General features: G+C 61.8%; 15 protein-coding genes. 7 read left to right on the top strand and 8 right to left on the bottom strand.

Translation table 11 applies throughout. From position 1 onward, the window contains the following. Positions 1-545 precede the first annotated feature (545 nt). The 4 genes from INHI_RS0111045 (at position 546) to INHI_RS0111025 (ending at position 5,283) form a co-directional block, all read left to right on the top strand. On the top strand, positions 546-1,394 hold the full coding sequence (locus INHI_RS0111045) for an outer membrane protein assembly factor BamD (protein ID WP_014874090.1): 849 nt from the start codon (positions 546-548) through the stop codon (positions 1,392-1,394). A 28-nt stretch (positions 1,395-1,422) separates the two neighbouring features. Then, positions 1,423-3,069, top strand: coding sequence for a DNA repair protein RecN (recN, locus tag INHI_RS0111040; RefSeq protein WP_027247679.1), 1,647 nt, complete (start codon positions 1,423-1,425; stop codon positions 3,067-3,069). Between the two features lie 114 nt (positions 3,070-3,183). After that, on the top strand, positions 3,184-4,875 hold the full coding sequence (locus tag INHI_RS0111035) for a chloride channel protein (protein ID WP_027247678.1): 1,692 nt from the start codon (positions 3,184-3,186) through the stop codon (positions 4,873-4,875). A gap of 216 nt (positions 4,876-5,091) precedes the next feature. Then, the gene (locus tag INHI_RS0111025) at positions 5,092-5,283 is read left to right on the top strand and encodes a hypothetical protein (protein WP_014879533.1); all 192 of its coding nucleotides are present in this window, start codon (positions 5,092-5,094) and stop codon (positions 5,281-5,283) included. Between the two features lie 405 nt (positions 5,284-5,688). Here INHI_RS0111025 and INHI_RS0111020 read toward each other — a convergent pair whose 3' ends face one another. From INHI_RS0111020 to cobS, 4 genes are all read right to left on the bottom strand, one after another. Next, positions 5,689-6,030, bottom strand: a complete 342-nt coding sequence (locus tag INHI_RS0111020) for a DUF427 domain-containing protein (RefSeq protein WP_014879534.1) — start codon at positions 6,028-6,030, stop codon at positions 5,689-5,691. 62 nt (positions 6,031-6,092) lie between these two features. After that, positions 6,093-7,895 carry an aminopeptidase P family protein gene (locus INHI_RS0111015; RefSeq protein WP_027247677.1) on the bottom strand — a complete coding sequence of 601 codons (1,803 nt, stop codon included), beginning with the start codon at positions 7,893-7,895 and terminating at the stop codon, positions 6,093-6,095. Positions 7,896-8,128: 233 nt separating this feature from the next. Next, positions 8,129-10,009 carry a cobaltochelatase subunit CobT gene (gene cobT / locus INHI_RS0111010; RefSeq protein ID WP_014879536.1) on the bottom strand — a complete coding sequence of 627 codons (1,881 nt, stop codon included), beginning with the start codon at positions 10,007-10,009 and terminating at the stop codon, positions 8,129-8,131. A gap of 180 nt (positions 10,010-10,189) precedes the next feature. Beyond that, the gene (cobS, locus tag INHI_RS0111000) at positions 10,190-11,176 is read right to left on the bottom strand and encodes a cobaltochelatase subunit CobS (protein ID WP_014879537.1); all 987 of its coding nucleotides are present in this window, start codon (positions 11,174-11,176) and stop codon (positions 10,190-10,192) included. Between the two features lie 427 nt (positions 11,177-11,603). Between cobS and INHI_RS0110990 the strand changes: the two genes are divergently transcribed. Next, positions 11,604-13,703: a DEAD/DEAH box helicase gene (locus tag INHI_RS0110990; RefSeq protein ID WP_027247674.1), complete on the top strand. Its 2,100-nt coding sequence runs from the start codon at positions 11,604-11,606 to the stop codon at positions 13,701-13,703. A 90-nt stretch (positions 13,704-13,793) separates the two neighbouring features. On the opposite strand, the gene bla is transcribed toward INHI_RS0110990, so the two are convergent. Together bla and INHI_RS0110980 are read right to left on the bottom strand one after the other, a co-directional pair. Then, complete coding sequence (gene bla, locus INHI_RS0110985) at positions 13,794-14,687, bottom strand: class A beta-lactamase (protein WP_027247673.1); 894 nt, start codon at positions 14,685-14,687, stop codon at positions 13,794-13,796. Positions 14,688-15,021: 334 nt separating this feature from the next. After that, positions 15,022-15,645 (bottom strand): DnaJ domain-containing protein, encoded by a 624-nt coding sequence (locus INHI_RS0110980; RefSeq protein WP_014874099.1) that lies wholly within the window; start codon positions 15,643-15,645, stop codon positions 15,022-15,024. A gap of 118 nt (positions 15,646-15,763) precedes the next feature. Between INHI_RS0110980 and INHI_RS0110975 the strand changes: the two genes are divergently transcribed. Continuing rightward, positions 15,764-16,018, top strand: coding sequence for a BolA family protein (locus INHI_RS0110975; RefSeq protein WP_027247672.1), 255 nt, complete (start codon positions 15,764-15,766; stop codon positions 16,016-16,018). 74 nt (positions 16,019-16,092) lie between these two features. Here the strand turns inward: INHI_RS0110975 and INHI_RS0110970 are convergent, their stop codons facing one another. Both INHI_RS0110970 and gatB read right to left on the bottom strand, forming a co-directional pair. Then, positions 16,093-16,812 (bottom strand): DUF4177 domain-containing protein, encoded by a 720-nt coding sequence (locus INHI_RS0110970; protein ID WP_014879541.1) that lies wholly within the window; start codon positions 16,810-16,812, stop codon positions 16,093-16,095. A 279-nt stretch (positions 16,813-17,091) separates the two neighbouring features. Then, positions 17,092-18,606, bottom strand: a complete 1,515-nt coding sequence (gatB, locus tag INHI_RS0110965; RefSeq protein WP_014879542.1) for an Asp-tRNA(Asn)/Glu-tRNA(Gln) amidotransferase subunit GatB — start codon at positions 18,604-18,606, stop codon at positions 17,092-17,094. Positions 18,607-18,838: 232 nt separating this feature from the next. Here gatB and INHI_RS0110960 point away from each other — a divergent pair, with 232 nt between their 5' ends. Next, a complete protein-coding gene (locus tag INHI_RS0110960) occupies positions 18,839-21,205 on the top strand; it encodes a Tex family protein (protein ID WP_027247670.1) in 2,367 nt (788 codons plus the stop codon). The last annotated feature ends 17 nt before the right edge of the window (positions 21,206-21,222 follow it).

Raw genomic sequence — 21,222 nt, 5'->3', positions numbered from 1 at the left:
GGTTCCCCCGGCAAACGGGGCGCACCCGGCGCCAACCGGACCGCGCGCTGCAACGACAGCACATCGGTCATTTTCGGACAGAGCGAAGCAGCAGGCGTGCCGGGCACAGGCTGCACCTCCGTCCGCTTCTATACAGGCCCATGCGTTGGCGCAGCCCGACCGGAGCAGCTTGCGCCGGGGGCACCGGGGGGAGATCTTCGAGCCGTTCTTAGGCACAGACCCTTGAGGGGCGGGGCGGTTCGAAGATCACACCGGGAAGATCACACTGGGAAGATCACACTGGCGGGAACGTGGGCCCTGGCCTGGAATGCAGCCGCGCCGTGCCTGTTTCACCCGATTTTGATCGCATGACTGACCATTGTTTTGCCGCGCAGTCCTGCGACAGGGGCGGGGCTGGGCTGCTTCATACCCTTGACCCCGCCGCGCTTTCTCTGCCAAGTGGGCTGGAAATCGGTTAAAGACGTTTTGCGCGTCAATTGAATGTGCTAGACCGGGCAGAACCGGGGTTCACACCCGTAAGTAAATGACGGTGAGGTTAGGCGGACATGATCGGCATGGGGGCGGCAGCCAAAACCATCGGCGCGGTTCTACTCGTAGCTGCGCTTTCGGGATGCGGCGGAGATGGGGGCGCGGCCAAGAGTTCGCAGCCGCTTGAGGGCTTTACGCCGGAGCAGATCTACGAACGTGGTGAGTTCGAGATGGAGCGCAACCGGACCGAGGATGCGGCCTTCTATTTCTCCGAGATCGAACGTCTCTATCCCTATTCGTCCTGGGCCAAACAGGCCCTGATCATGCAGGCCTATGCCTACCATCTGGGCCGGGACTATGAGGACAGCCGCGCTGCCGCACAGCGCTATATCGACTTCTACCCGACCGAAGAAGACGCCGCCTATGCGCAGTATCTGCTGGCACTGAGCTACTATGACCAGATCGACGAAGTGGGCCGCGATCAGGGGCTGACTTTTCAGGCGCTGCAATCGCTGCGCACCGTGATCGAAGTCTACCCTGATAGCGAATACGCCAGTTCAGCGATCCTGAAATTCGATCTCGCCTTTGACCATCTGGCGGGCAAAGAGATGGAGATCGGTCGTTATTATCTGCGCAAGGAGCATTACACCTCTGCCGTGAACCGGTTCCGCGTCGTGGTCGAGGATTTCCAGACCACTACCCATACCGCAGAGGCGCTGCACCGCTTGGTCGAGGCCTATCTGTCGCTGGGGCTGGTGAATGAGGCGCAGACCGCCGGTGCCATTCTGGGCCATAACTATCAATCGACCGAATGGTATGAGGACAGCTTTAAGCTGTTGACAGACAACGGGCTGAAAATGCGCGATGTCGGCAACAACTGGTTGAGCCAGATCTACCGTCAGTCCATCAAGGGGGAGTGGCTGTAATTGCCACTTCCGCAATTGGGGCCGGGCCATGCTGCGCGCGCTTGATATTCGCGATATCCTGATCATCGACCATCTTGAGCTGAATTTTCAGCCGGGTCTCAACGTGCTGACGGGGGAAACCGGCGCCGGCAAGTCGATCCTGCTGGACTCGCTTGGGTTTGTTCTGGGTTGGCGGGGACGGGCCGAACTGGTGCGCCAGGGCGCCAAACAGGGCGAGGTTCTGGCCGAGTTCGATCTGACCCCGGAACATCCCGCCCATGCGGTGCTGGCCGAGGCGGGGCTGCCCGGAGGCGATACGCTGCTGTTGCGCCGGGTGAACACCGCCGAGGGACGCAAGACCGCATGGGTCAATGACCGGCGCTGTTCCGGTGAGGTGCTCAGGGCGCTGTCCGACACATTGCTGGAGCTGCATGGGCAACATGACGACCGGGGGCTGCTGAACCCGCGCGGTCACCGGGCCATGTTGGATGAGTTTGCGGGGCTGGGCGACATGTTGGCCAGCGTGCGCGATCTCTGGGCCACGGCAAGCCGCGCGCGAAAGGCTGTCGAGGAAACCCGTGTCGCGCTGGAGGCCATCCGCGCTGAGGAAGATTTTCTGCGCCATGCGGTGGCAGAACTGGACGCGCTGGATCCACAGCCCGGCGAGGATGCCGCGCTGGATCAGCGCCGCCGTGAGATGCAGTCTGCTGAACGCATTCGCGGTGATATCCAGCGTGCGCAGGGTATTCTGACAGATGGCGCCGAGGCGGCACTGGGGGATGCGCAGCGGTGGCTGGAAGGGGTCTCGGATCAGGCGGAAAATGCGCTGGATGCGCCGATTGCCGCGCTGCTGAGGGCGATGATCGAGCTGGGCGAGGCGCAGGACGGTGTTGCCCGGGTGCTCGACGGGCTGGAGTTCAACCCGGGTGAGCTGGAGGAGAGCGAGGAGCGGCTGTTTGCCATCCGCGCGCTGGCCCGCAAACACGATGTGCTGCCCGATGATCTGGGCGGCTATGCTGAAACCCTGCGCGAGAAACTGGCGGCGGTGGATGCAGGGGATCAGGATCTCGCCGATCAGGAAGCCGCACTGGCCGAGGCTGAGGCCGCATATGCAGGCGCTGCCGCGCAGCTGTCGGCAGCGCGCCGCGAGACAGCTGCTGCGCTGGACACGGCAGTGATGGCGGAACTTGCGCCACTGAAAATGGAGCGCGCAGTGTTTGAAACACGGCTGAGTGATGCCGAACCGGGGCCGGAGGGCAAGGACGCCGTTGCCTTTACCGTGGCGACCAATCCGGGCGCGCCTGCGGGGCCACTGAACAAGATCGCCTCGGGCGGTGAGCTGAGCCGCTTCCTGTTGGCCCTGAAGGTGTGTCTGCGTGGTGAGACTGGCAATCAGACGATGATATTCGATGAGATCGACCGCGGTGTTGGCGGTGCCACCGCTGATGCTGTAGGGCGGCGGCTGAAATCGCTGGCTGAGGGCAGTCAGGTTCTGGTGGTGACCCATTCGCCGCAGGTCGCAGCGCAAGGTGCGCATCACTGGCGCGTGCAGAAACAGGTGATTAACGGGCAGACCCTGTCGCAGGTGGTGCCTCTTGATGAGGGCGAGCGCGTCGATGAGCTGGCGCGGATGGTTTCTGGTGATACAATCACCCCAGAGGCCCGCGCCGCTGCCAAGGCGCTGCTGGCGGGCTGATGTAAAACTGTCGCTATGGCGGCCGTAAGCGGTTGAGTTTTCACGATGGTTTAACCACCCTGTCGATAGTCTGCCGCTGAAAGAGACAAGAACGACACCGGGACAATCGGGTTCATGCCACAGACCATTCGCTCCGTTATTTCTGCCCAGTTCACTCAGGGCGTTGCCGGAGCGCGGGATGTCTGGCGGGTGTTGCGCCACCGGGGGCCAAGTCAGATTCAGTTCTGGTTCATTGCTCTGCTGATCGGGATTGCCGCTGGATTTGCCGCGCTGTTCTTCCGCAAGGGGATCACGGCATTTCAGGCCTGGGTCTACGGCACCGAGGACGTGAACTTTCTGCATAGTTTCGCTCAGGGCATGCCATGGTACTGGCTGGTGGCGATTCCGACGGTGGGCGGTCTGGTGGTGGGGGTGATCCTGCACCGGTTCACCCCTGACGCCCGCGTCCGCTCCGTTGCGGATGTGATCGAGGGGGCCGCACTGGGGGATGGCCGGGTTGAAATGCGCGCCGGGCTGGCGTCGGCCTGTGCGTCTTTCATCACGCTGAGCACGGGCGGGTCTACAGGGCGAGAAGGACCGGTGGTGCATATGGCCGGGGTGATCTCGACCTGGGTCAGCAACCGCATTCAGGCTGATGGGATCACCGGGCGGGATCTTCTGGGCTGCGCGGTGGCGGCGGCGGTCTCAGCCAGTTTCAACGCGCCCATCGCCGGAGCGCTGTTTGCGCTGGAGGTGGTGTTGAGGCATTTCGCGGTGCATGCCTTTGCGCCGATTGTGATTGCCTCGGTCGCCGGGACAGTGATCAACCGACTGGAATACGGCGATGTGACCGAATTCGATCTGATCACGCCGGGGGCGCTGCAGTTCTATGTCGAATTGCCGGCCTTTCTGATGCTTGGGCTGATCTGCGGGCTGGTGGCGGTGGTGCTGATGCGGTCGATCTTCTTTGCTGAACAGATCGGCAATGCGCTGCAGGACCGGTTACAGCTGCCACGCTGGCTGCGCCCGGCGGCGTCGGGTCTGCTGCTGGGGGTGATTGCGGTCTGGTTTCCCCATATTATCGGTGTCGGCTATGAGACCACGGTGCTGGCGCTGACAGGCGCGTTGGTGCTGCATCAGACAATCCTCTTTGCGATGGTCAAAACCGCTGCCGTGGCGATCACCATGGGCGGGCGCATGGGGGGTGGGGTGTTTTCTCCCTCGCTGATGGTCGGCGCGCTGACCGGATTGGCCTTTGGGCTGATTGCAACGGCGGTGCTGCCGGATGTCTCGGGGACACATACGCTTTATGCCTTTGCCGGAATGGGGGCGGTGGCCGCTGCTGTACTGGGGGCACCGATTTCAACCACGCTGATCGTGTTTGAGCTGACCGGCGACTGGCAGATCGGGTTGGCGGTAATGGTGGCGGTGTCGATGTCCACGGCGCTGGCTTCGCGCATTGTGGATCGGTCGTTCTTTCTCACACAGCTGGAGCGGCGCAATATCCACTGTGCGGCAGGCCCGCAGGCCTATCTGCTGTCGATGCTGCGTGCGGGCGCGGTGATGCGGCCGATGGGGGATCCGCGCTGTGCCAGCGCCGAAGATTGCGCGGCGCTGATTGAACAGGGATTGTCGATCCGTGCGTCTGCTTCGCTGGAGGCGGCGATGCCGATCTTTGATCGCGCGGAGCTGGCGTATCTCCCGGTTCTGGCGGAAGCGGAGGGTGGCGATAATCCGCCGAATCTCATCGGGGCCCTTTACCACATTGATTCGCTCAAGGCTTACAACCGCGCATTGGCCGCAGCGGCTGCCGAAGAGCACAGCTGACGACTGAAGACTGCGGCAACTCAGCGTCGGTTTGCGACATTTCCGACAATGGAGACGCTCAAAGACATGTTTACCCGCAAAAGACGATCTCGAATATGTGATATTTCTGAAACGGGTGTTCGCTTTTTTCCTTAAGTAATTTTAACCTTTGTCGGCGGAGCCACTTAATTATGGTTAACATAACGATAATGGTGATCATTCTTCGGAAGTGAAAACATGCAACACAATAAAATCAGCCCGACAGAGGCTGAACACGTGGCGAAGGCAGTAGAGCAGGAAAACGAGCGCGCTTCTTATGAGGCGTTGATCGACTATGTTGTTCAAAGCGCACGGGATGCGCAGATGTTCTGCACAGGTGAATCTGTAGAGGCGGCGCGCGAGCATCTGTGCCAAACGATCCTCAGCTGACCGTCACTGTGTTTCAGCCGGCCTATATTGGTGTGTTAATTGGTATTGTTTCTATTTCTTCAGATCCGCTTCAAAGGATCTCATAAATGGCCTTGGTAATGCGCAGTATATAACGATCAAATTGATCGTTATACGTGCGCTTTGCTTTGGAGGGCTTTGTAGATGTGTTTGGCCCGTGCCTGCACTGCCTGTGGTTCTGGGTCGTTTTTCGACCAAACTTGCGCTGTGCCGTCCTGAGGTTCCCTGATCTGTCATGGTCTGACAAAGACCCGGAGTCCCCTGGTGTGTGAGGCTCCTGACCGCCCGTAGATCTGGGCGAAAGCTTGCTTATCCATAAATAAGGCGCCCCGATATGGGACGCCTCGGAAGTGTGGCCAGCGTATTCTTGCCGATGAGTTTCTGACCTCAGATCTGTTCGACCTTTACCGACTCTCCGGTGACAAAGGCGAGGTGGCCCTTGATCTCGGCGACGGCGTCGAGCGGAGCTTCATAGCTCCAGACGGCGTTTTCGGTTACCGAGGATTTGTTCACGATGGAATAGTAGCTGGCGTCGCCCTTGCCTGCGCAATGGCTGGTCTTGTCACTGCGGTCCAGGAAGGCGGTTGCGATGTCGCCGCGAGGAAAATAGATGACGGGCGCCAGATCGCCCTCGCTCAGCTCAAGCGCGTTGCTGCTCTCGCCGAGCACCGCGCCACCGGAGCGCACCACCCAGGTGCCTGCTGCCTTGCGAATTTGGATCTTTGTCATGGTCTTTTCCTTCACGTCGTTCGTCACGGATCAATATCGTCTTTGGTTGTAACACTGCGGTATCACAGCGGTGCCGTTGCGGCATCCAGCCAGCGTCGCGCCTCGGCTGTTACGTTGGGTCCAATCTTGTCGGCCACAGCCGCATGATAGGTGTTCAACCAGTCCCGCTCTGCCGTTGTTAGCATGTCTGCGACGATCAGTCGCCAGTCCAGCGGGGCGTAGGTCAGGGTGCGCCAGCTCAGCATATCACGGTCTGCGTCAGCACTGTCCAGCTCAGGCGCTGGTTCTACCACCAACAGGTTTTCAATGCGAATACCAAAAGCGCCTTCGCGGTAATATCCCGGCTCATTTGAGAGGATCATGCCGGGATCCAAGGGAACGGTGCCGGCGCGGCTGAGCCGTTGGGGGCCTTCGTGGACACTGAGGAAGGCACCGACCCCATGGCCAAGCCCATGGTTGAAGTCCTGCCCGGCGAGCCAGAGCGGCATTCGGCCCACCGCCTCGATGTCACGACCGGCAAGCCCTTTGGGCCAGCGCAGCTGGGACATGGCAATCATGCCCTGAAGGACGCGGGTATAGGCCTCCCGGGCCTCCTGCGGTGGGGTCCCGATGGCGAGGGTGCGGGTGATGTCTGTGGTGCCGTCCAGATATTGACCGCCGCTGTCCAGCACCAGCAGATGGCCCTCCTCCAGTGTGGCGTTGCTGTCGTCGCTGACGCGGTAGTGGATGATGGCGCCGTTGGGGCCGGTGCCGGAGATGGTTTCAAAGCTGATGTCGCGCAGCTTGGGATCTTTGCGGCGGGTGGCTTCAAGGTGTTTGACCACATCGATTTCGGTGACCGTGCCGGGGGGCTGAGCATCCAGCCAGGCGAGGGTTTCGACCACTGCCGCCCCGTCGCGCAGATGAGCGGCGGCACTGCCCTCGATCTCGGCGGCGCATTTGCGGGCCTTGGGCAGGGCGCAGGGATCACCGGCTGCGACCAGCGCCTCGCCGAGCTGATCTGCGACGATCTGGGGCAGGGTGGTCAGGTCCGCGGCGACGGCTGCGTTGTAGGCCTGAGACAGGTCAGCCACCGCCGGTAGAAAATTCTCGGGGGCCTGCACGGTTACATCCGGGCCGAGATGCGCGGCGACGTCGGCCAGCTTGTCTTTGTTCATGAACAGATCCACCCGCGCGTCGGCGTGCAGGATGGCAAAGCCGTGGGCGACCGGGTTGTGGGCGATATCACTGCCACGGATATTCAAGAGCCACATGATGCTGTCAGGCAGGGTGATCACGGCGGCGCTCTGACCGGCGTTGCGCATCCCCTCGGCGAGAGAGGCGATTTTGGCGACGGCAGTTGTACCTGCGTATTCAACTGGATGGGCGATGACGGGCTGCATGGGCGGGGCGGGTTGATCCGGCCAGATGCGGTCAACCAGATTGTCACATTGGACGAAGTCAAAACCATGGTGGCCCAGTGACGCTGTCAGCGTCTTGATCTGGCTGGCGGAATGCAGCCAGGGGTCATAGCCGATGCGCCCGCCCTCCGGGAGCTGTTCTTTCAGCCAGTCGGCGAGCTGCATCTCCGGCCAATGTACTGGGGTGTAGACCTCTGCGACCTGCTGTTTCACCTGCGTGCGATAACGCCCGTCGATAAAGACACCTGCGATGTCGCGCAACACGGCGCAGAAGCCCGCCGAACCGGTGAAGCCGGTGAGCCAGGCCAGACGCTCATCGCCGGGGGCGACATATTCGCCCTGATGGGCATCGGCGCGGGGCACCAGAAAGCCGTTCAGCGCCTCCTGTTGCATCTCTGCGCGCAGCGCGTTGAGCCGGGGCGGGCCTTGGTCCGGGCGGGTCGCTACGTCAAAGGTCTGGAACATCGGTTCCCTCCATCTGTTTCGGGTGGTCCGCGACGGTCAGTCAGGGCGCAGCGGTCGGCCCTTCTGGGAGGGGGTGCGCGACGTCGGCAGGAACAAGGAAATGGCGCGGCAGTCATGGTGCGCTCTGTCGCGAACACTTGTTCCAAATCCGGCGGCTTCCCGCAACCCCTGTAACACAAAGCCCCGCACCGAAGCGGCGCGGGGCTTTGATCAGAGCGGTGCGGCTGAGGTGCTCAGCTCGCGCGTTTGATGCCCATGACGCGGGCACGGGCGCGCGGGTCGCTGTCAAACAGGGCGGCCAGCTGTTCGGTCATGGCGCCTGCCAGCTGTTCAACATCGGTGATGGTGACGGCGCGGTCATAATAGCGGGTCACGTCATGGCCGATGCCAATGGCCAGCAGTTCGACCTGTTTGCGCCGCTCCACCATGGCGATCACATCGCGCAGGTGTTTTTCCAAATAGTTGGCCGGGTTCACCGAAAGCGTGCTGTCATCCACCGGTGCACCATCGGAAATCACCATCAGGATTTTGCGTGCCTCTTGCCGCGCGATCATGCGGCGGTGCGCCCATTCCAGCGCCTCGCCATCGATATTTTCCTTCAGCAGGCCCTCTTTCATCATCAGACCAAGATTGTCACGGGTCCGGCGCATCGGCGCATCGGCGCCTTTGTAGATGATGTGGCGCAGGTCGTTGAGGCGTCCCGGCAATTGCGGGCGACCATCATTGAGCCAGGCCTCGCGGGCCAGGCCACCTTTCCATGCGCGGGTGGTAAAGCCGAGGATTTCGACCTTCACGTTGCAGCGTTCCAGCGTGCGGGCCAGAACATCGGCGCAGATCGCGGCGATAGAGATCGGGCGACCCCGCATGGAGCCGGAGTTATCCAGGAGGAGCGTCACCACAGTGTCGCGGAATTCGGTGTCTTTTTCGCGTTTGAACGACAGCGGCGTGGTGGGGTTGGCAACCACACGGGCCAGACGACCGGCATCCAGAATGCCCTCCTCAAGGTCGAACTCCCAAGAGCGGTTCTGCTGTGCCTGAAGGCGGCGCTGCAATTTGTTGGCAAGGCGCGAGACGGCGCCTTTCAGCGGTTCCAGCTGTTGATCAAGATAGGCACGCAGCCGTTCCAGTTCGGCGGGTTCGGCGAGGTCTTCGGCGGCGATTTCCTCGTCATGGGCATCATTGAAGACCTTATAGTCGGGATCAGCTTCCGACACGGCAGGCGGCGGTGGCGGATCCAGCGGAGCCTCGCCATCGGGCATTTCGGTGTCTTCGGCGAATTCATCATCCGCCATTTCGTCCATGGAGACCTGCGCCTGACTTTCGTCCTGCTGCTGTTCCTGAGCCTGCTCGGGGTTGGCGTCGGCTTCTTCCTCGTCGGAGTCGTCCTGACCGTTGCTGTCGGGGTCCTGCTGCTCCTCGGCATCCTCTTCGGCGTCGTTTTCCTGCTCATCGTCGAGCTGGTCCGGGTCCTCACCCAGCTGATCGCCATAGCCCAGATCGGTGATGACCTGACGGGCGAATTTGGCAAAAGTGGCCTGATCTTCGATGGTGTCATCAAGGTTGGCCAGTGTCTCACCAGCCTGCTGTTCGATGAAACCGCGCCAGAGTTCCATCACATTGGCGGCGGCCTCTGGCATCGGGCGACCGGTGGCGAGATGACGGATCAGGTAGCCGGCCGAGACGGCCAGCGGGGCCTCGGTTGCGGATTTGATCTGGTCATAGCCTTTGCGCAGGGCCTCGTTCTGGATCTTGACGTCAATGTTGGAGGCGGTGCCGGGCATGTGCCGCGCGCCCATCGCCTCGCAGCGGGCAGATTCCAACGCCTCATAGAGATCCCGCGCCATGTCGCCGGGGGGGGCATAGCGGGCATGGGTGGCGGTGTCGTGAAATTTGTGGCGCAGCGCCAGCGCATCGGCGGTGCCACGGGCCAGCAGCACCTCTTCGCGGCTCATCCTGCGGGAGACTTGCGGCAGCCGCATGCTGTCCCCGGACATTCCAGCCGGGTCAACGGAATAGGACACGTTCAATTCCGGGTCGTTGGCCATGACCTTGGTGGCTTCGGCCAGCGCCTTCTTGAACGGATCGGCGGGGTTATCGTTGGGCTTTTTAGCCATTGAACGCACTCCAGATCGACACCGTCAGGAACAAAAGGGCGCATTCCCAACGCAGCCGTATCAAATGACTGTGTTGACTGCCCGTCATGGCTGACGGATCAGTCTTCTTCCAACCAGTTTTGTCAAACAACCAGATTGCGTCAAGCGCGACCCAAATGGCTGCTATGACAAAAAAAGGCGTCACCCCAGGCTCACGCTTGCAGCGCTTTCCGGCAGCTCTTCGTCAAAGCAGCGCTGGTAGAACTCGGCGACGGTCTGGCGCTCCAGCTCGTCGCATTTGTTCAGGAACGACAGGCGGAAGGCATAGCCCACGTCGCGGAAAATCTCGACGTTCTGTGCCCAGTTGATGACGGTCCGGGGCGACATAACTGTGGAGAGGTCGCCGTTCATAAAGGCGGTCCGGGTGAGGTCGGCGACAGTCACCATCTGGGAGATGGTCTTGCGGCCCTCGGCGGTGTTGTAATGCGGCGCCTTGGACAGCACGATGGCCGCCTCGGCATCGTGACTGAGGTAGTTCAGCGTCGCCACCAGCGACCAGCGGTCCATCTGGGCCTGGTTGATCTGCTGGGTGCCGTGGTACAGCCCGGTGGTGTCCCCAAGGCCAACGGTGTTGGCGGTGGCAAACAGGCGGAAGTAGGGGTTCGGCGTGATGATCTCGTTCTGATCCAGAAGGGTCAGCTTGCCGTCATGTTCCAGCACGCGCTGGATCACAAACATCACGTCGGCGCGGCCGGCGTCATATTCGTCGAACACAATCGCAACCGGGTTGCGCAGCGCCCAGGGCAGGATGCCTTCGTGGAATTCGGTGACCTGCTTGCCGTCGCGCAGCTTGATCGCGTCCTTGCCGATCAGGTCGATCCGGGAGATGTGGCTGTCGAGGTTCACACGCACGGAAGGCCAGTTCAGGCGAGCGGCGACCTGTTCGATATGGGTCGATTTACCGGTGCCGTGGTACCCTTGGATCATCACGCGGCGGTTGTGGCTGAACCCTGCAAGAATGGCCAATGTGGTTTCGGGATCGAATTTATAGGTGGGGTCCAGAGCCGGAACCCGGTCAGAGCCTTCGGCGAAGCCCTTGACGGTCATATCCGTATCAATTCCGAACACATCGCGCACCGAAAAGGTCTCGGTGGGTTTCGCGTTCATATCCAGCAAACCGTCGGTCATCGCAGTCGATCCTTATCCTCATCCGCGCAGCGTCCGTTGGCTGCGGGCAATCCGCTGGATTGGTGCCCGATCTTGTCTGCAATCGCAAGGGGCCATGGCCGGGTTTGACCAGCTGTCGTGACGTTTGGATCAAAACTGGCCTTATGGGGGCTGTCACCGCCAGTGGATGCGCTATCCTTCATTCGCTTAACCAGTGTTTTGCCGGGATGGCTGCGGCGTGACCGGAAGCGTCAGGAAACGCATAGCGGGGTTGCGTCTGTCGGCGGTCTGTGGCGCCTTTGAGGGCAAATGAACCCTGTACAACAGGGGGCAAAGCCGATATCAGCGCGCACTTGGATGATGCCATCCGCGTTCCTGCGCAGTCGGGGACATTCCCGATATCGGCGTGCCCTCTGGCGGCGCGCCCCGCAGCAAGCGAAATGAAATCTTGAAAACAGCACTCGAACAAGCGCTTCAGGCGCGCGGCTACGAGCATTTGACACCCGTGCAAGAGGCCGTCACCGCAGCCGAGCTGGATCAGTCCGACCTTCTGGTGTCGGCACAGACCGGATCCGGCAAAACCGTAGGCTTTGGCCTGGCGATGGCGCCCACATTGTTGGGCGACGCCGAGAAACTGGACCGTGCCGATCTGCCGCTGGCATTGGTCATTGCGCCGACGCGCGAACTGGCGTTGCAGGTGAAACGCGAATTGGGCTGGCTCTATGCCGAGGCCGGCGCGCATGTGGTCTCCACCGTTGGTGGTATGGATATGCGCGATGAACGGCGCGCGTTGGAACGTGGCGCCCATATTGTTGTGGCAACGCCCGGTCGCTTGCGCGATCACATCATGCGTGGCTCTATCAACCTGTCGCAGGTCCGCGCCGTGGTGCTGGACGAAGCCGATGAGATGCTGGATCTGGGCTTTCGTGAGGATCTGGAGTTCATTCTGGGCGAATCCCCGGAAGACCGCCGCACCCTGATGTTCTCGGCAACTGTGCCGACTGGTATTGCGCGTCTGGCTGAGACCTATCTCAAGGATCATCAGCGGATCAAAACCGTGGCGGAAGCCTCGCAGCACGCGGATATTGAATATCAGATGCTGGCCGTGGCGCAGCGGGATGTTGAGAACGCCGTTATCAATGTTCTGCGCTTTCACGAGTCGCCCAATGCGATTGTGTTCTGCAACACCCGTGCAGTGGTGAACCGGATGACCACGCGGCTGAGCAATCGCGGATTTTCCGTGGTTGCCCTGTCGGGTGAGTTGTCTCAGGCGGAGCGCAGCAATGCGCTGCAGTCTCTGCGGGACGGGCGCGCGCGGGTTTGTGTGGCAACAGATGTTGCGGCGCGCGGTATCGATCTGCCGAAACTGGATCTGGTGATTCATGCTGATCTGCCGTCCAGCCATGAGACGCTGTTGCACCGCTCTGGCCGGACCGGTCGTGCCGGGCGTCAGGGTGTGTCGGCGTTGATCGTGCCACCGAAGGCCAAGGGCAAGGCCCTGCGCCTGCTGCGGTCTGCCAAGATCACTGCCGAAACCAGCCCGGCGCCCAGTGCCGATGATGTCCGGACCCGCGACTTTGAGCGCCTTCTGGGTGACAAGGCCTGGAGTGAACCGGTCAGCGAAAACGAGACCGCCCCGGTTGCGGAACTGGTCGAGCGGTTCTCGCCCGAGCAGCTGGCGGTCGCCTATCTGCGTCTGTTCCACGATCGCCACAGCGCCCCCGAGGAGCTGAGCGATCCGCAGCACGACAAGCGCGAGCGTGAAGAGCGTGCGCCCTTTGGTCCCTCTGTGTGGTTTGCGGTCAGCGGTGGCCGCAAGGCCGGTGCTGAACCGCGTCGGCTGCTGCCAGCGCTGTGCAATGCCGGTGGTCTGACTAAGGATGATATCGGAGCGATCCGGGTTCAGTTTGATCAAAGCTACGTGGAAGTGCGCGAAAGCAGCGCCGAAAGCTTCTGGGGCGCGGTGAAACACGACGGTCTGGAAGAGGGGGCAAATGTCACCCGTCTGGACAAGGCACCGGATCTGCCCAAATCGCCACGCCCACAGGGCCGTGATGGTGGTGGTTTCCGCGATGACAAACGCGGCCACCGTGGACAGGATCGCGGAGATCGCGGCGGTGAACGCGGTGAGCGCAAGCCCTATGGCGATAAGCCCCGTTCTGACAAACCGTCTTACGGCGATAAGCCACGTGGCGAAAAATCATATGGTGACAAGCCGCGTGCCAGCAAACCCTATGGGGATAAACCGCGTGGCGACAAACCTGCCTATGGCGACAAGCCGCGTTTCGATAAACCCAAACGCACGGGTGAGGGCGGCAAGGCCACGGTGACCGCGCGCGGATCATCGGACCGGGGGGCAACGCCGTCGGCGCCTGCCAAACCTGCGGTTCCGGGCAAGCCCAAGGGCGATTGGTCCAATCCGGGGAAATCCGGTCGCAAGGGGCCACCACCGCCGAAGGGCAAGCCCAACAGCAAGAAAAACAAGGCCCGTGCAGTCGTTTCCGGGAAACCCGGCGGCAGCGCACGGCCTCAGCGCAAGGGCAGCTGAGCCGCCTATCATTGCAAAAAGAAGAAGCCACGGCGCCAAGGTGCCGTGGCTTTTTTGGTTTTCATGTGGCGCGTCGAGTGGATCGGTCGGTCACCCGCCTGCTGATCCCCGGTGTAAGCGGATTTCGGCAATCATGGCCCGTCCGATGTCAGAGATCGCCTGATTGCGCCGAGAGAAATCCGCATCGGTTTCGGTGATATAGATTGCCGCAAGATATTCGTGGCCCTGCGGATCCCGTAGAAACGCGATGATCCCACGAGAGCCATGGCCGCCGGCGCCGGTTTTATCGCCGATGGTCCAGCGCTCGGGCAGATGGGCGCGGATCAGATCATCGGCGAGCTGATCCCGTTGCATCCAATCGGCCAGTTGCGCGGATGAGGATCCGCTGAGCATAGTCCCCGATAGCGCTGCATGCAAAGTGGATAGCACGCTGCGCGGGGTTGCAGTGTCACGGGGGTCGCCCGGCGTGGCGCTGTTGAGGTCGGTTTCCCAGCGGTCCAGCCGGGTGATCAGATCGCCGCTGGTCTGCATATACTCGGTGAACCCCTCCGGCCCGCCGATGCGCTCCAGAATCAGGTTTGCAGCGGTGTTGTCACTGCGGGTGATTGCGGCTTCGCACAGCTGGGCAAGGCTGCGCGTGGTGCCGATGTAGCGCTCGGTCACCGGTGAATGGCTCACCAGATCCTTACGGCGTATCTCGACCTGGGCAGTGAGATCTTCTGTGCCCCGATCAACCTGCGATAGGATCGCGGCGCAGAGCAGCGGTTTGAATGTGCTGTTGAGTGGGAACCGGTCATCAGCATTATGGGCGATTTCCCAGCCAGTCGCCGGGTGGACCAGCAACACCCCCAGCCGTGCATCAAGCGCCTGTTCCCAATTGCGGATGGTCTCGGCAAGGTCGGAGGCGAGCGCTTGGGTCGAGAGGAGTGCCACACAGGCAAGGGCGCTGACGGCGTGGCGGATCTGTCGGTGAAACGGAAACATGGTGTTTTGCCTTCTATGCTCGATAAATAATCTGGTTTGTTTGGGCCGGGGGCGTGAAATATCTGCCCTGTATAATTTGCCAGTAGATTTGACCTGTAGATTTCACCGGCATTGAGGCCTGACTGGCTGTCGCGGACCGGGTTTGCACGCGGTTGTTCAATGCCGCGCATGAAGCCAGTCCCGTAGCCGATGTTCAACGGGCGCCCGGCTGATCGGCGAAAACCTGCGGGAGGCGGCGCAGAGGACAAAGAAAAAGCGCCGCTTGCGCGACGCTCTCTGGCTTATTCGAAACGGCAAAGACGCCGGTTGGTGGAAGCGGCTTAGGTGCAGCGGCTCACTTGAAGCTGCGGCTGTCCTTGATCTGATCCCAGGCCCAGACCACCTCTTGCAGCTGTTCTTCCTGGCTGCGGTCGCCACCGTTCATGTCAGGGTGCAGCACTTTGATCAGCTTCTTATAGGCCTTGCGGATGTCGGCCTTGCTCCAGTCGTCCTTGGCCTCCAGCACCTCAAGCGCGCGACGTTCGGTCGGCGGCAGGCGGCGGCCGGCAGGGGCGGAGCGGCCCGGATTCCGAGTGGCGTTCTGGCCCAGCACCTGATGCGGATCCTCAATGCCGAGCCGCGCCCAGGCCCGCGCCTCTGGATCGCCCATCGGTTTGGTCTGGCGTTCCCAGACCTTGTCCTTGGACTGCTGGGCGTTCAACTCAGCCTCTGTGGTGCCTTCAAAGAAGTTCCACTTGTTGTTGTATTCGCGTACGTGCTCCTGGCAGAACCAGAAAAAATCATCCAGCACATCGGGGGCCTTGGGCGCGCGGAATTTGCCGGGCTCATTGCAGCCTTCCTTGTCGCAAACGCGTTGGGAGGTCTCGGACGCGCCGGTGGCGGCCCGCCGCCCGCGGGGGTTCTTTTTCTTCGCTGACCGGATGGACATATCGAAACCAAAGGGATCTGACTTGGTCATGGGGCGCACCTTCTAGACGCAACTGTTCGACTCGGAGGCAGCAGTTTAGTCTAAGGGGCGGCAGATTGAAGGGGGCTGGGAAAATTAATACGGGGATTTTTATGCAGGACACAACAGAATGAGCATTCGTGATGAGATTGAGGCGCGCCTGCGTGCAGAATTCGCGCCCGACGCACTGCGGGTCGAGGATGAGAGCGATCAACACATTGGCCACGCGGGCCACGACGGGCGCGGCGAGAGCCATTTCAACGTGCATATCCGGGCCACGGCCTTTGCGGATATGACCCGCGTCGCGCAGCATCGTGCGGTGCATAGGGCGCTCGGCGATATCGTGCCCCGGATCCACGCGCTGGCGCTGGATATCGGCGCCTAGCGCGGCAGGTCAGGCAAAGCCCCGCCTATGTGCCCTGGCGGCAACGTCGGCAGGGAATTCCGGTAAGGGGCTGGTCAGCCCCCTGCCGGATCCTTGGAGGGTTCTTGCGCCTTCGTCAGCTTTGGCTCGGCTTTTGGTGCGGGCTTGGCCGCTGCATCTTTCGGCGTCGCGGCGAGGGTCGCACGGGCCTTCAGGGCCGCAGTTACGCCGGACACCGGGCTCAGTTCTTCAACACCGTCGTCGGCCATCATCGCACGTGCGCCGCGACCGGGAACGGCGATGGCGCCCGCGGGGGCCTCCGGATCACCGGCAATGGCGGTGGGCGGTGCAATTGCGGTGGTGGTCGCCGGACCAAGGGTCGGCACCGTGGCGGTCTCCGGGCGGATGGCAGCCGGGGGCACAGCGCTCACGGATGCGGCATCGCTGTTGTCGTCGGTGATGGCATCTGCGGCGTCGCCGTGCTGGCTGGTTGCCGGGCCTGTGGCGTGAGCGGCGATTTGGGCGCTGATCTGTGCTGCCAGCTGGGCGACGGCCGTGGACTGCGCGTCCTCAGCCGCTGCTGGCAGCGCGCGGCGGAAGATCAGCACATTACGCCAATTGGTTGTCGAGCCGGTCAGCCCGCTGCGTTCTTCTGATGGCAGAAGTTCCGCGCGCTGATACTCCCAGCCTTCTGCCGCCATCTCATTGAGAAGAATATCGATGGAATTGGCGAACCGGGCTTCGGCAGTTTTGACCCCCTTGGCCTTGGTGCCCTTGGCGGGGGCGGGAACAACCTTGTACTCAAAAGCTTGCATAAACGTCTCCTGTGTCGGTGGCAGGTTTAGCGCAAGCGTGCGGGGGGTCAAGCGTCCGCGTTCCCCATGGGCGGGGACCTGTCGATAAGAAATCGATCTGCAGTATAACCAAATTATACCGCGCAATTCCAGTTTGATGGCGGGGGGTGCCCTGTGGTGTCACCGCGAAGCGGTCAGGGCGGGTGAATTGCACCCTGAACAGGGAGCAAAAAAGGGCGCCACCGGGGCGCCCTTTGTCTGATCCGTAATTGGATCTGATCTGCAACCAGCAGACTGCGCTCACTCGCCCAGTTTCTTGGCCACCAGCTCATTCACGGCCTTGGGGTTGGCCTTACCACCGGTGGCTTTCATCACCTGACCTACGAACCAGCCTGCGAGTTTGGGGTTCACCTTGGCTTTTTCGACCTGCGCGGGGTTGGCCGCGATGATCTCGTCCAGTGCGGCCTCGATGGCGCCGGTATCTGTCACCTGCTTCATGCCGCGTTCTTCGACGATCTGGGCCGGGTCGCCACCTTCGGTGTAGACGATCTCAAACAGATCCTTGGCGATCTTGCCGGAGATGGCGTCCGAAGAAATCAGGTCAATGATGCCGCCGAGCTGGGCCGGGGAGACCGGGCTGTCGGTGATCTGTTTGTCCTCGTCCTTCTTCAGGCGGCCGAAGAGTTCGTTGATCACCCAGTTGGCGGCCAGCTTGCCGCTGCGGCCCTTGGCGGTTTGTTCAAAGAAGGTGGCCGATTCCACGTCGGCGGTCAGCACCGATGCGTCATAATCAGAGAGGCCGAAATCCTTGATAAAGCGTGCCTTTTTCTCGTCCGGCAGTTCCGGCAGGTTGGCGGCGATATCATCCACCCAAGCCTGCTCGATTTCCAGCGGCAAGAGGTCGGGATCAGGGAAATAGCGGTAGTCATGCGCTTCTTCCTTGGAGCGCATGGAGCGGGTTTCGCCCTTGTCCGGATCATAAAGCCGGGTTTCCTGATCGATGGTGCCGCCCGCCTCGATGATGGCGATCTGGCGGCGGGCCTCGACGTCGATGGCCTGCTGGATGAAGCGCATGGAGTTCATGTTCTTGATCTCACAGCGGGTGCCGAGATGCGAGAAGTCCTGCGTTTCCTGATACTTCTCATACTGGCCTGGACGGCAGACCGAGACGTTCACGTCAGCCCGCAGGTTGCCGTTCTGCATGTTGCCGTCACAGGTGCCCAGATACTGCATGATCTGGCGCAGCTTGGCGATATAGGCGGCGGCTTCTTCGGGGCCGCGGATGTCGGGGCGGGAGACGATCTCCATCAGGCAGACACCGGTCCGGTTCAGGTCGACAAAGGACATGTTGGGATCCATGTCGTGGATCGACTTGCCCGCGTCCTGCTCCATGTGGATGCGCTCCACACGCACGTTGCGCGCGGTGCCGTCACCCAGTTCCACCAGCACTTCGCCTTCGCCCACGATGGGGTGGTAGAGCTGGGAAATCTGATAACCCTGCGGCAAATCGGGGTAGAAGTAGTTTTTGCGGTCAAAGGCCGACCAGAGATTGATATCGGCCTTCAGGCCAAGACCCGTGCGCACGGCCTGTTCAACGCAATAGTCGTTGATCACCGGCAGCATGCCGGGCATCGCCGCGTCCACGAAGGCCACGTTGGAGTTTGGCTCAGCGCCGAATTTGGTGGAGGCGCCGGAGAACAGCTTGGCATTGGAGCTGACCTGGGCATGCACCTCCATGCCGATGACCAGTTCCCAGTCATGCTTGGCGCCCGCGATCACTTTGGGCTTGGGGAGTTCATATGTCAGGTCGAGCATGGTTTTCCGCCGTATCCGAATGTCTATAGTTGGCAAGCGTTCTAGGCGTCTGCGCGGGCAGGGGCAAGACTAGTCCTCTAACTATGGAACTATTTGTGTCCCTCACTGAGCACCTATTTGCGCAATGACACTCAGGTCAGGCGCGGCCCTTGGCCGGGGGTGAAACATTCCCTTGGCGGGGTCTTCCGGCAAGGATAAGAAAGACCTCCGAGAGTAAGAAGGAGCCGCCGCCTTGGACACATCCGCCCGCATCAGCCAGACCATTGCCACGGAAATCGGGGCCGCCGCCAAACAGGTGAGTGCCGCCGTTGTGCTGCTGGACGAAGGCGCCACCGTGCCCTTTGTCGCACGCTACCGGAAGGAAGCAACAGGTGGCCTGGATGATACCCAGCTGCGCAGGCTGGCGGAGCGGCTGGAGTATCTGCGCGAGCTGGAAAAGCGGCGGGCGGCGATCCTTGAATCCGTGAAATCGCAGGATAAGCTGACCGATGCGCTGGCGACCTCAATCGCCAAGGCAGAGACCAAAGCGCAGCTGGAAGATATCTATCTGCCGTACAAGCCCAAGCGGCGCACCAAAGCGATGATTGCCCGCGAAAACGGTCTGGAGCCGCTGGCCGACACCATTCTGGCCGACCGTACCGCCGATCCAGAGGCCCTGGCGCAGGACTACATCACTGAGGCCGTGGCTACGGCGAAGGACGCGTTGAACGGCGCGCGGGACATCCTGACCGAACGGCTGACGGAGAGCGCCGCCCTTCTGGGCCGGTTGCGGATGTTTCTACAGAAAGAGGCAGTGGTCACCGCGAAGGTTATCGAAGGGAAGGAACAGGAGGGCGCCAAGTTCTCGGACTACTTCCACCATACCGAGCGTTGGGCGGATGTGCCCTCGCACCGGGCGCTGGCGATGCTGCGCGGCTCAAACGAGGGCGTGCTGACGCTGGACGTGGGACCGGAGCCGGAAGAGGGCGTGGCGCGGGCCGAAGCCATGGTGGCCGCAGAATTGGGCGCGGGCGGCAACGCACCGGGGGATATCTGGCTGCGGAAGGTGGCGGGCTGGACCTGGCGGGTGAAGCTGTCGTTGTCGATGATGCTGGAACTGATGGGTGATCTGCGCGGCCGGGCGCAGGAGGATGCCATTCAGGTGTTTGCACGCAACCTCAAGGACCTGCTGTTTGCAGCGCCAGCCGGTGCGCGGCCGACTCTCGGGCTGGATCCGGGCATTCGCACCGGCGTCAAGGCGGCGGTGGTTGACGCAACCGGGAAACTGGTGGCCACAGAGACGCTGTACCCGTTTCAGCCGAAGAACGACCTGCGCGGCGCGCAGGTGTCGATTGTGAAACTGATTGCCGAACATGGCGTGGAGCTGATCGCCATCGGCAACGGCACCGCCAGCCGGGAAACCGAACGGATGGTGGCAGAGGTGCTGAAACATCTGCCCGCGAAGGTAAAGGCGCCGACCAAGGTGGTGGTGTCCGAGGCGGGTGCCTCGGTTTATTCCGCCTCCGAACTGGCGGCGCGGGAGTTTCCGGATCTGGACGTGAGCTTGCGCGGGGCGGTGTCGATCGCCCGGCGTCTGCAGGATCCGCTGGCAGAACTGGTGAAGATCGAACCGAAGAGCATTGGCGTCGGCCAGTACCAGCATGATGTGGACCAGCACAAACTGTCGAAATCACTGGAAGCGGTGATTGAGGATGTGGTGAACGCGGTGGGCGTGGACCTCAACATGGCGTCGGCGCCGCTGCTCTCTCATGTGTCGGGTCTTGGCCCCGGTCTGGCCGAGGCGATTGTGGCGCATCGCGATGTGAACGGGGCGTTTGCCTCGCGCCGGGAGCTGCTGAAGGTGGCGCGGCTCGGTCCCAAGGCGTTTGAACAATGCGCCGGTTTCCTGCGCATCCGTGAGGGGAAGGAGCCGTTGGATGCCTCCTCGGTTCATCCCGAAAGCTATGATGTGGCGCGCAAGATCGTGGCGGCCTGCGGGCGCGATATCCGTCAGATTATGGGTGATGGCGCAGCGCTGAAATCCCTGCGGGTGGAGGAGTTCGTGGGCGGCGAGGTCGGACTGCCGACGGTGCGCGACATTTTCGAGGAGTTGGAAAAGCCGGGCCGCGATCCGCGCCCGTCCTTTGTGACGGCGTCCTTCAAGGATGGAGTGGAGACGATCACCGACCTGAAGCCGGAGATGGTGCTGGAGGGCACGGTGACCAATGTCGCGGCTTTTGGCGCCTTTGTGGATATTGGCGTGCATCAGGACGGTCTGGTGCATGTGAGCCAACTGGCCGACAGGTTTGTGAAAGACCCGCATGAGGTCGTGAAAACCGGTCAGGTGGTCAAGGTCACGGTCACCGAGGTGGATGTGCCGCGTAAGCGGATCGCGCTGACCATGAAGAAGGACGGCGGGGCCTCTGCCAAAGAAGAGCGCACTGCGCGCGGGCCGGCCAAGGGTGCAGGCACGCGACAGGGTGGCAAGCCTGCCTCAGGTCGTGGCAAGGGCACAGGTCAAAACGCGCGTCAAAACTCTGGCCAGAACAGAGGTCAAAATACGGGCCAAAATCCCGGCGCGCTGGGGGCCGCCCTGATGGATGCCTTCAAGAAGCGATAACAGAGCACGGGATCGAG

The organism is Phaeobacter inhibens DSM 16374 (assembly GCF_000473105.1).
Lineage (GTDB): Bacteria > Pseudomonadota > Alphaproteobacteria > Rhodobacterales > Rhodobacteraceae > Phaeobacter > Phaeobacter inhibens.
The sequence above is the reverse complement of the archived record's forward strand: the minus strand, read 5'-3'. Positions and strand labels throughout refer to the sequence as shown.

Bases quoted from the DNA above. Each gene is read 5' to 3' on its own strand.
- INHI_RS0111045 (WP_014874090.1), top strand. From the start codon at position 546: ATGATCGGCATGGGGGCGGCAGCCAAAACCATCGGCGCGGTTCTACTC.
- recN (WP_027247679.1), top strand. From the start codon at position 1,423: ATGCTGCGCGCGCTTGATATTCGCGATATCCTGATCATCGACCATCTT.
- INHI_RS0111035 (WP_027247678.1), top strand. From the start codon at position 3,184: ATGCCACAGACCATTCGCTCCGTTATTTCTGCCCAGTTCACTCAGGGC.
- INHI_RS0111025 (WP_014879533.1), top strand. From the start codon at position 5,092: ATGCAACACAATAAAATCAGCCCGACAGAGGCTGAACACGTGGCGAAG.
- INHI_RS0111020 (WP_014879534.1), bottom strand. From the start codon at position 6,030: ATGACAAAGATCCAAATTCGCAAGGCAGCAGGCACCTGGGTGGTGCGC.
- INHI_RS0111015 (WP_027247677.1), bottom strand. From the start codon at position 7,895: ATGTTCCAGACCTTTGACGTAGCGACCCGCCCGGACCAAGGCCCGCCC.
- cobT (WP_014879536.1), bottom strand. From the start codon at position 10,009: ATGGCTAAAAAGCCCAACGATAACCCCGCCGATCCGTTCAAGAAGGCG.
- cobS (WP_014879537.1), bottom strand. From the start codon at position 11,176: ATGACCGACGGTTTGCTGGATATGAACGCGAAACCCACCGAGACCTTT.
- bla (WP_027247673.1), bottom strand. From the start codon at position 14,687: ATGTTTCCGTTTCACCGACAGATCCGCCACGCCGTCAGCGCCCTTGCC.
- INHI_RS0110980 (WP_014874099.1), bottom strand. From the start codon at position 15,645: ATGACCAAGTCAGATCCCTTTGGTTTCGATATGTCCATCCGGTCAGCG.
- INHI_RS0110975 (WP_027247672.1), top strand. From the start codon at position 15,764: ATGAGCATTCGTGATGAGATTGAGGCGCGCCTGCGTGCAGAATTCGCG.
- INHI_RS0110970 (WP_014879541.1), bottom strand. From the start codon at position 16,812: ATGCAAGCTTTTGAGTACAAGGTTGTTCCCGCCCCCGCCAAGGGCACC.
- gatB (WP_014879542.1), bottom strand. From the start codon at position 18,606: ATGCTCGACCTGACATATGAACTCCCCAAGCCCAAAGTGATCGCGGGC.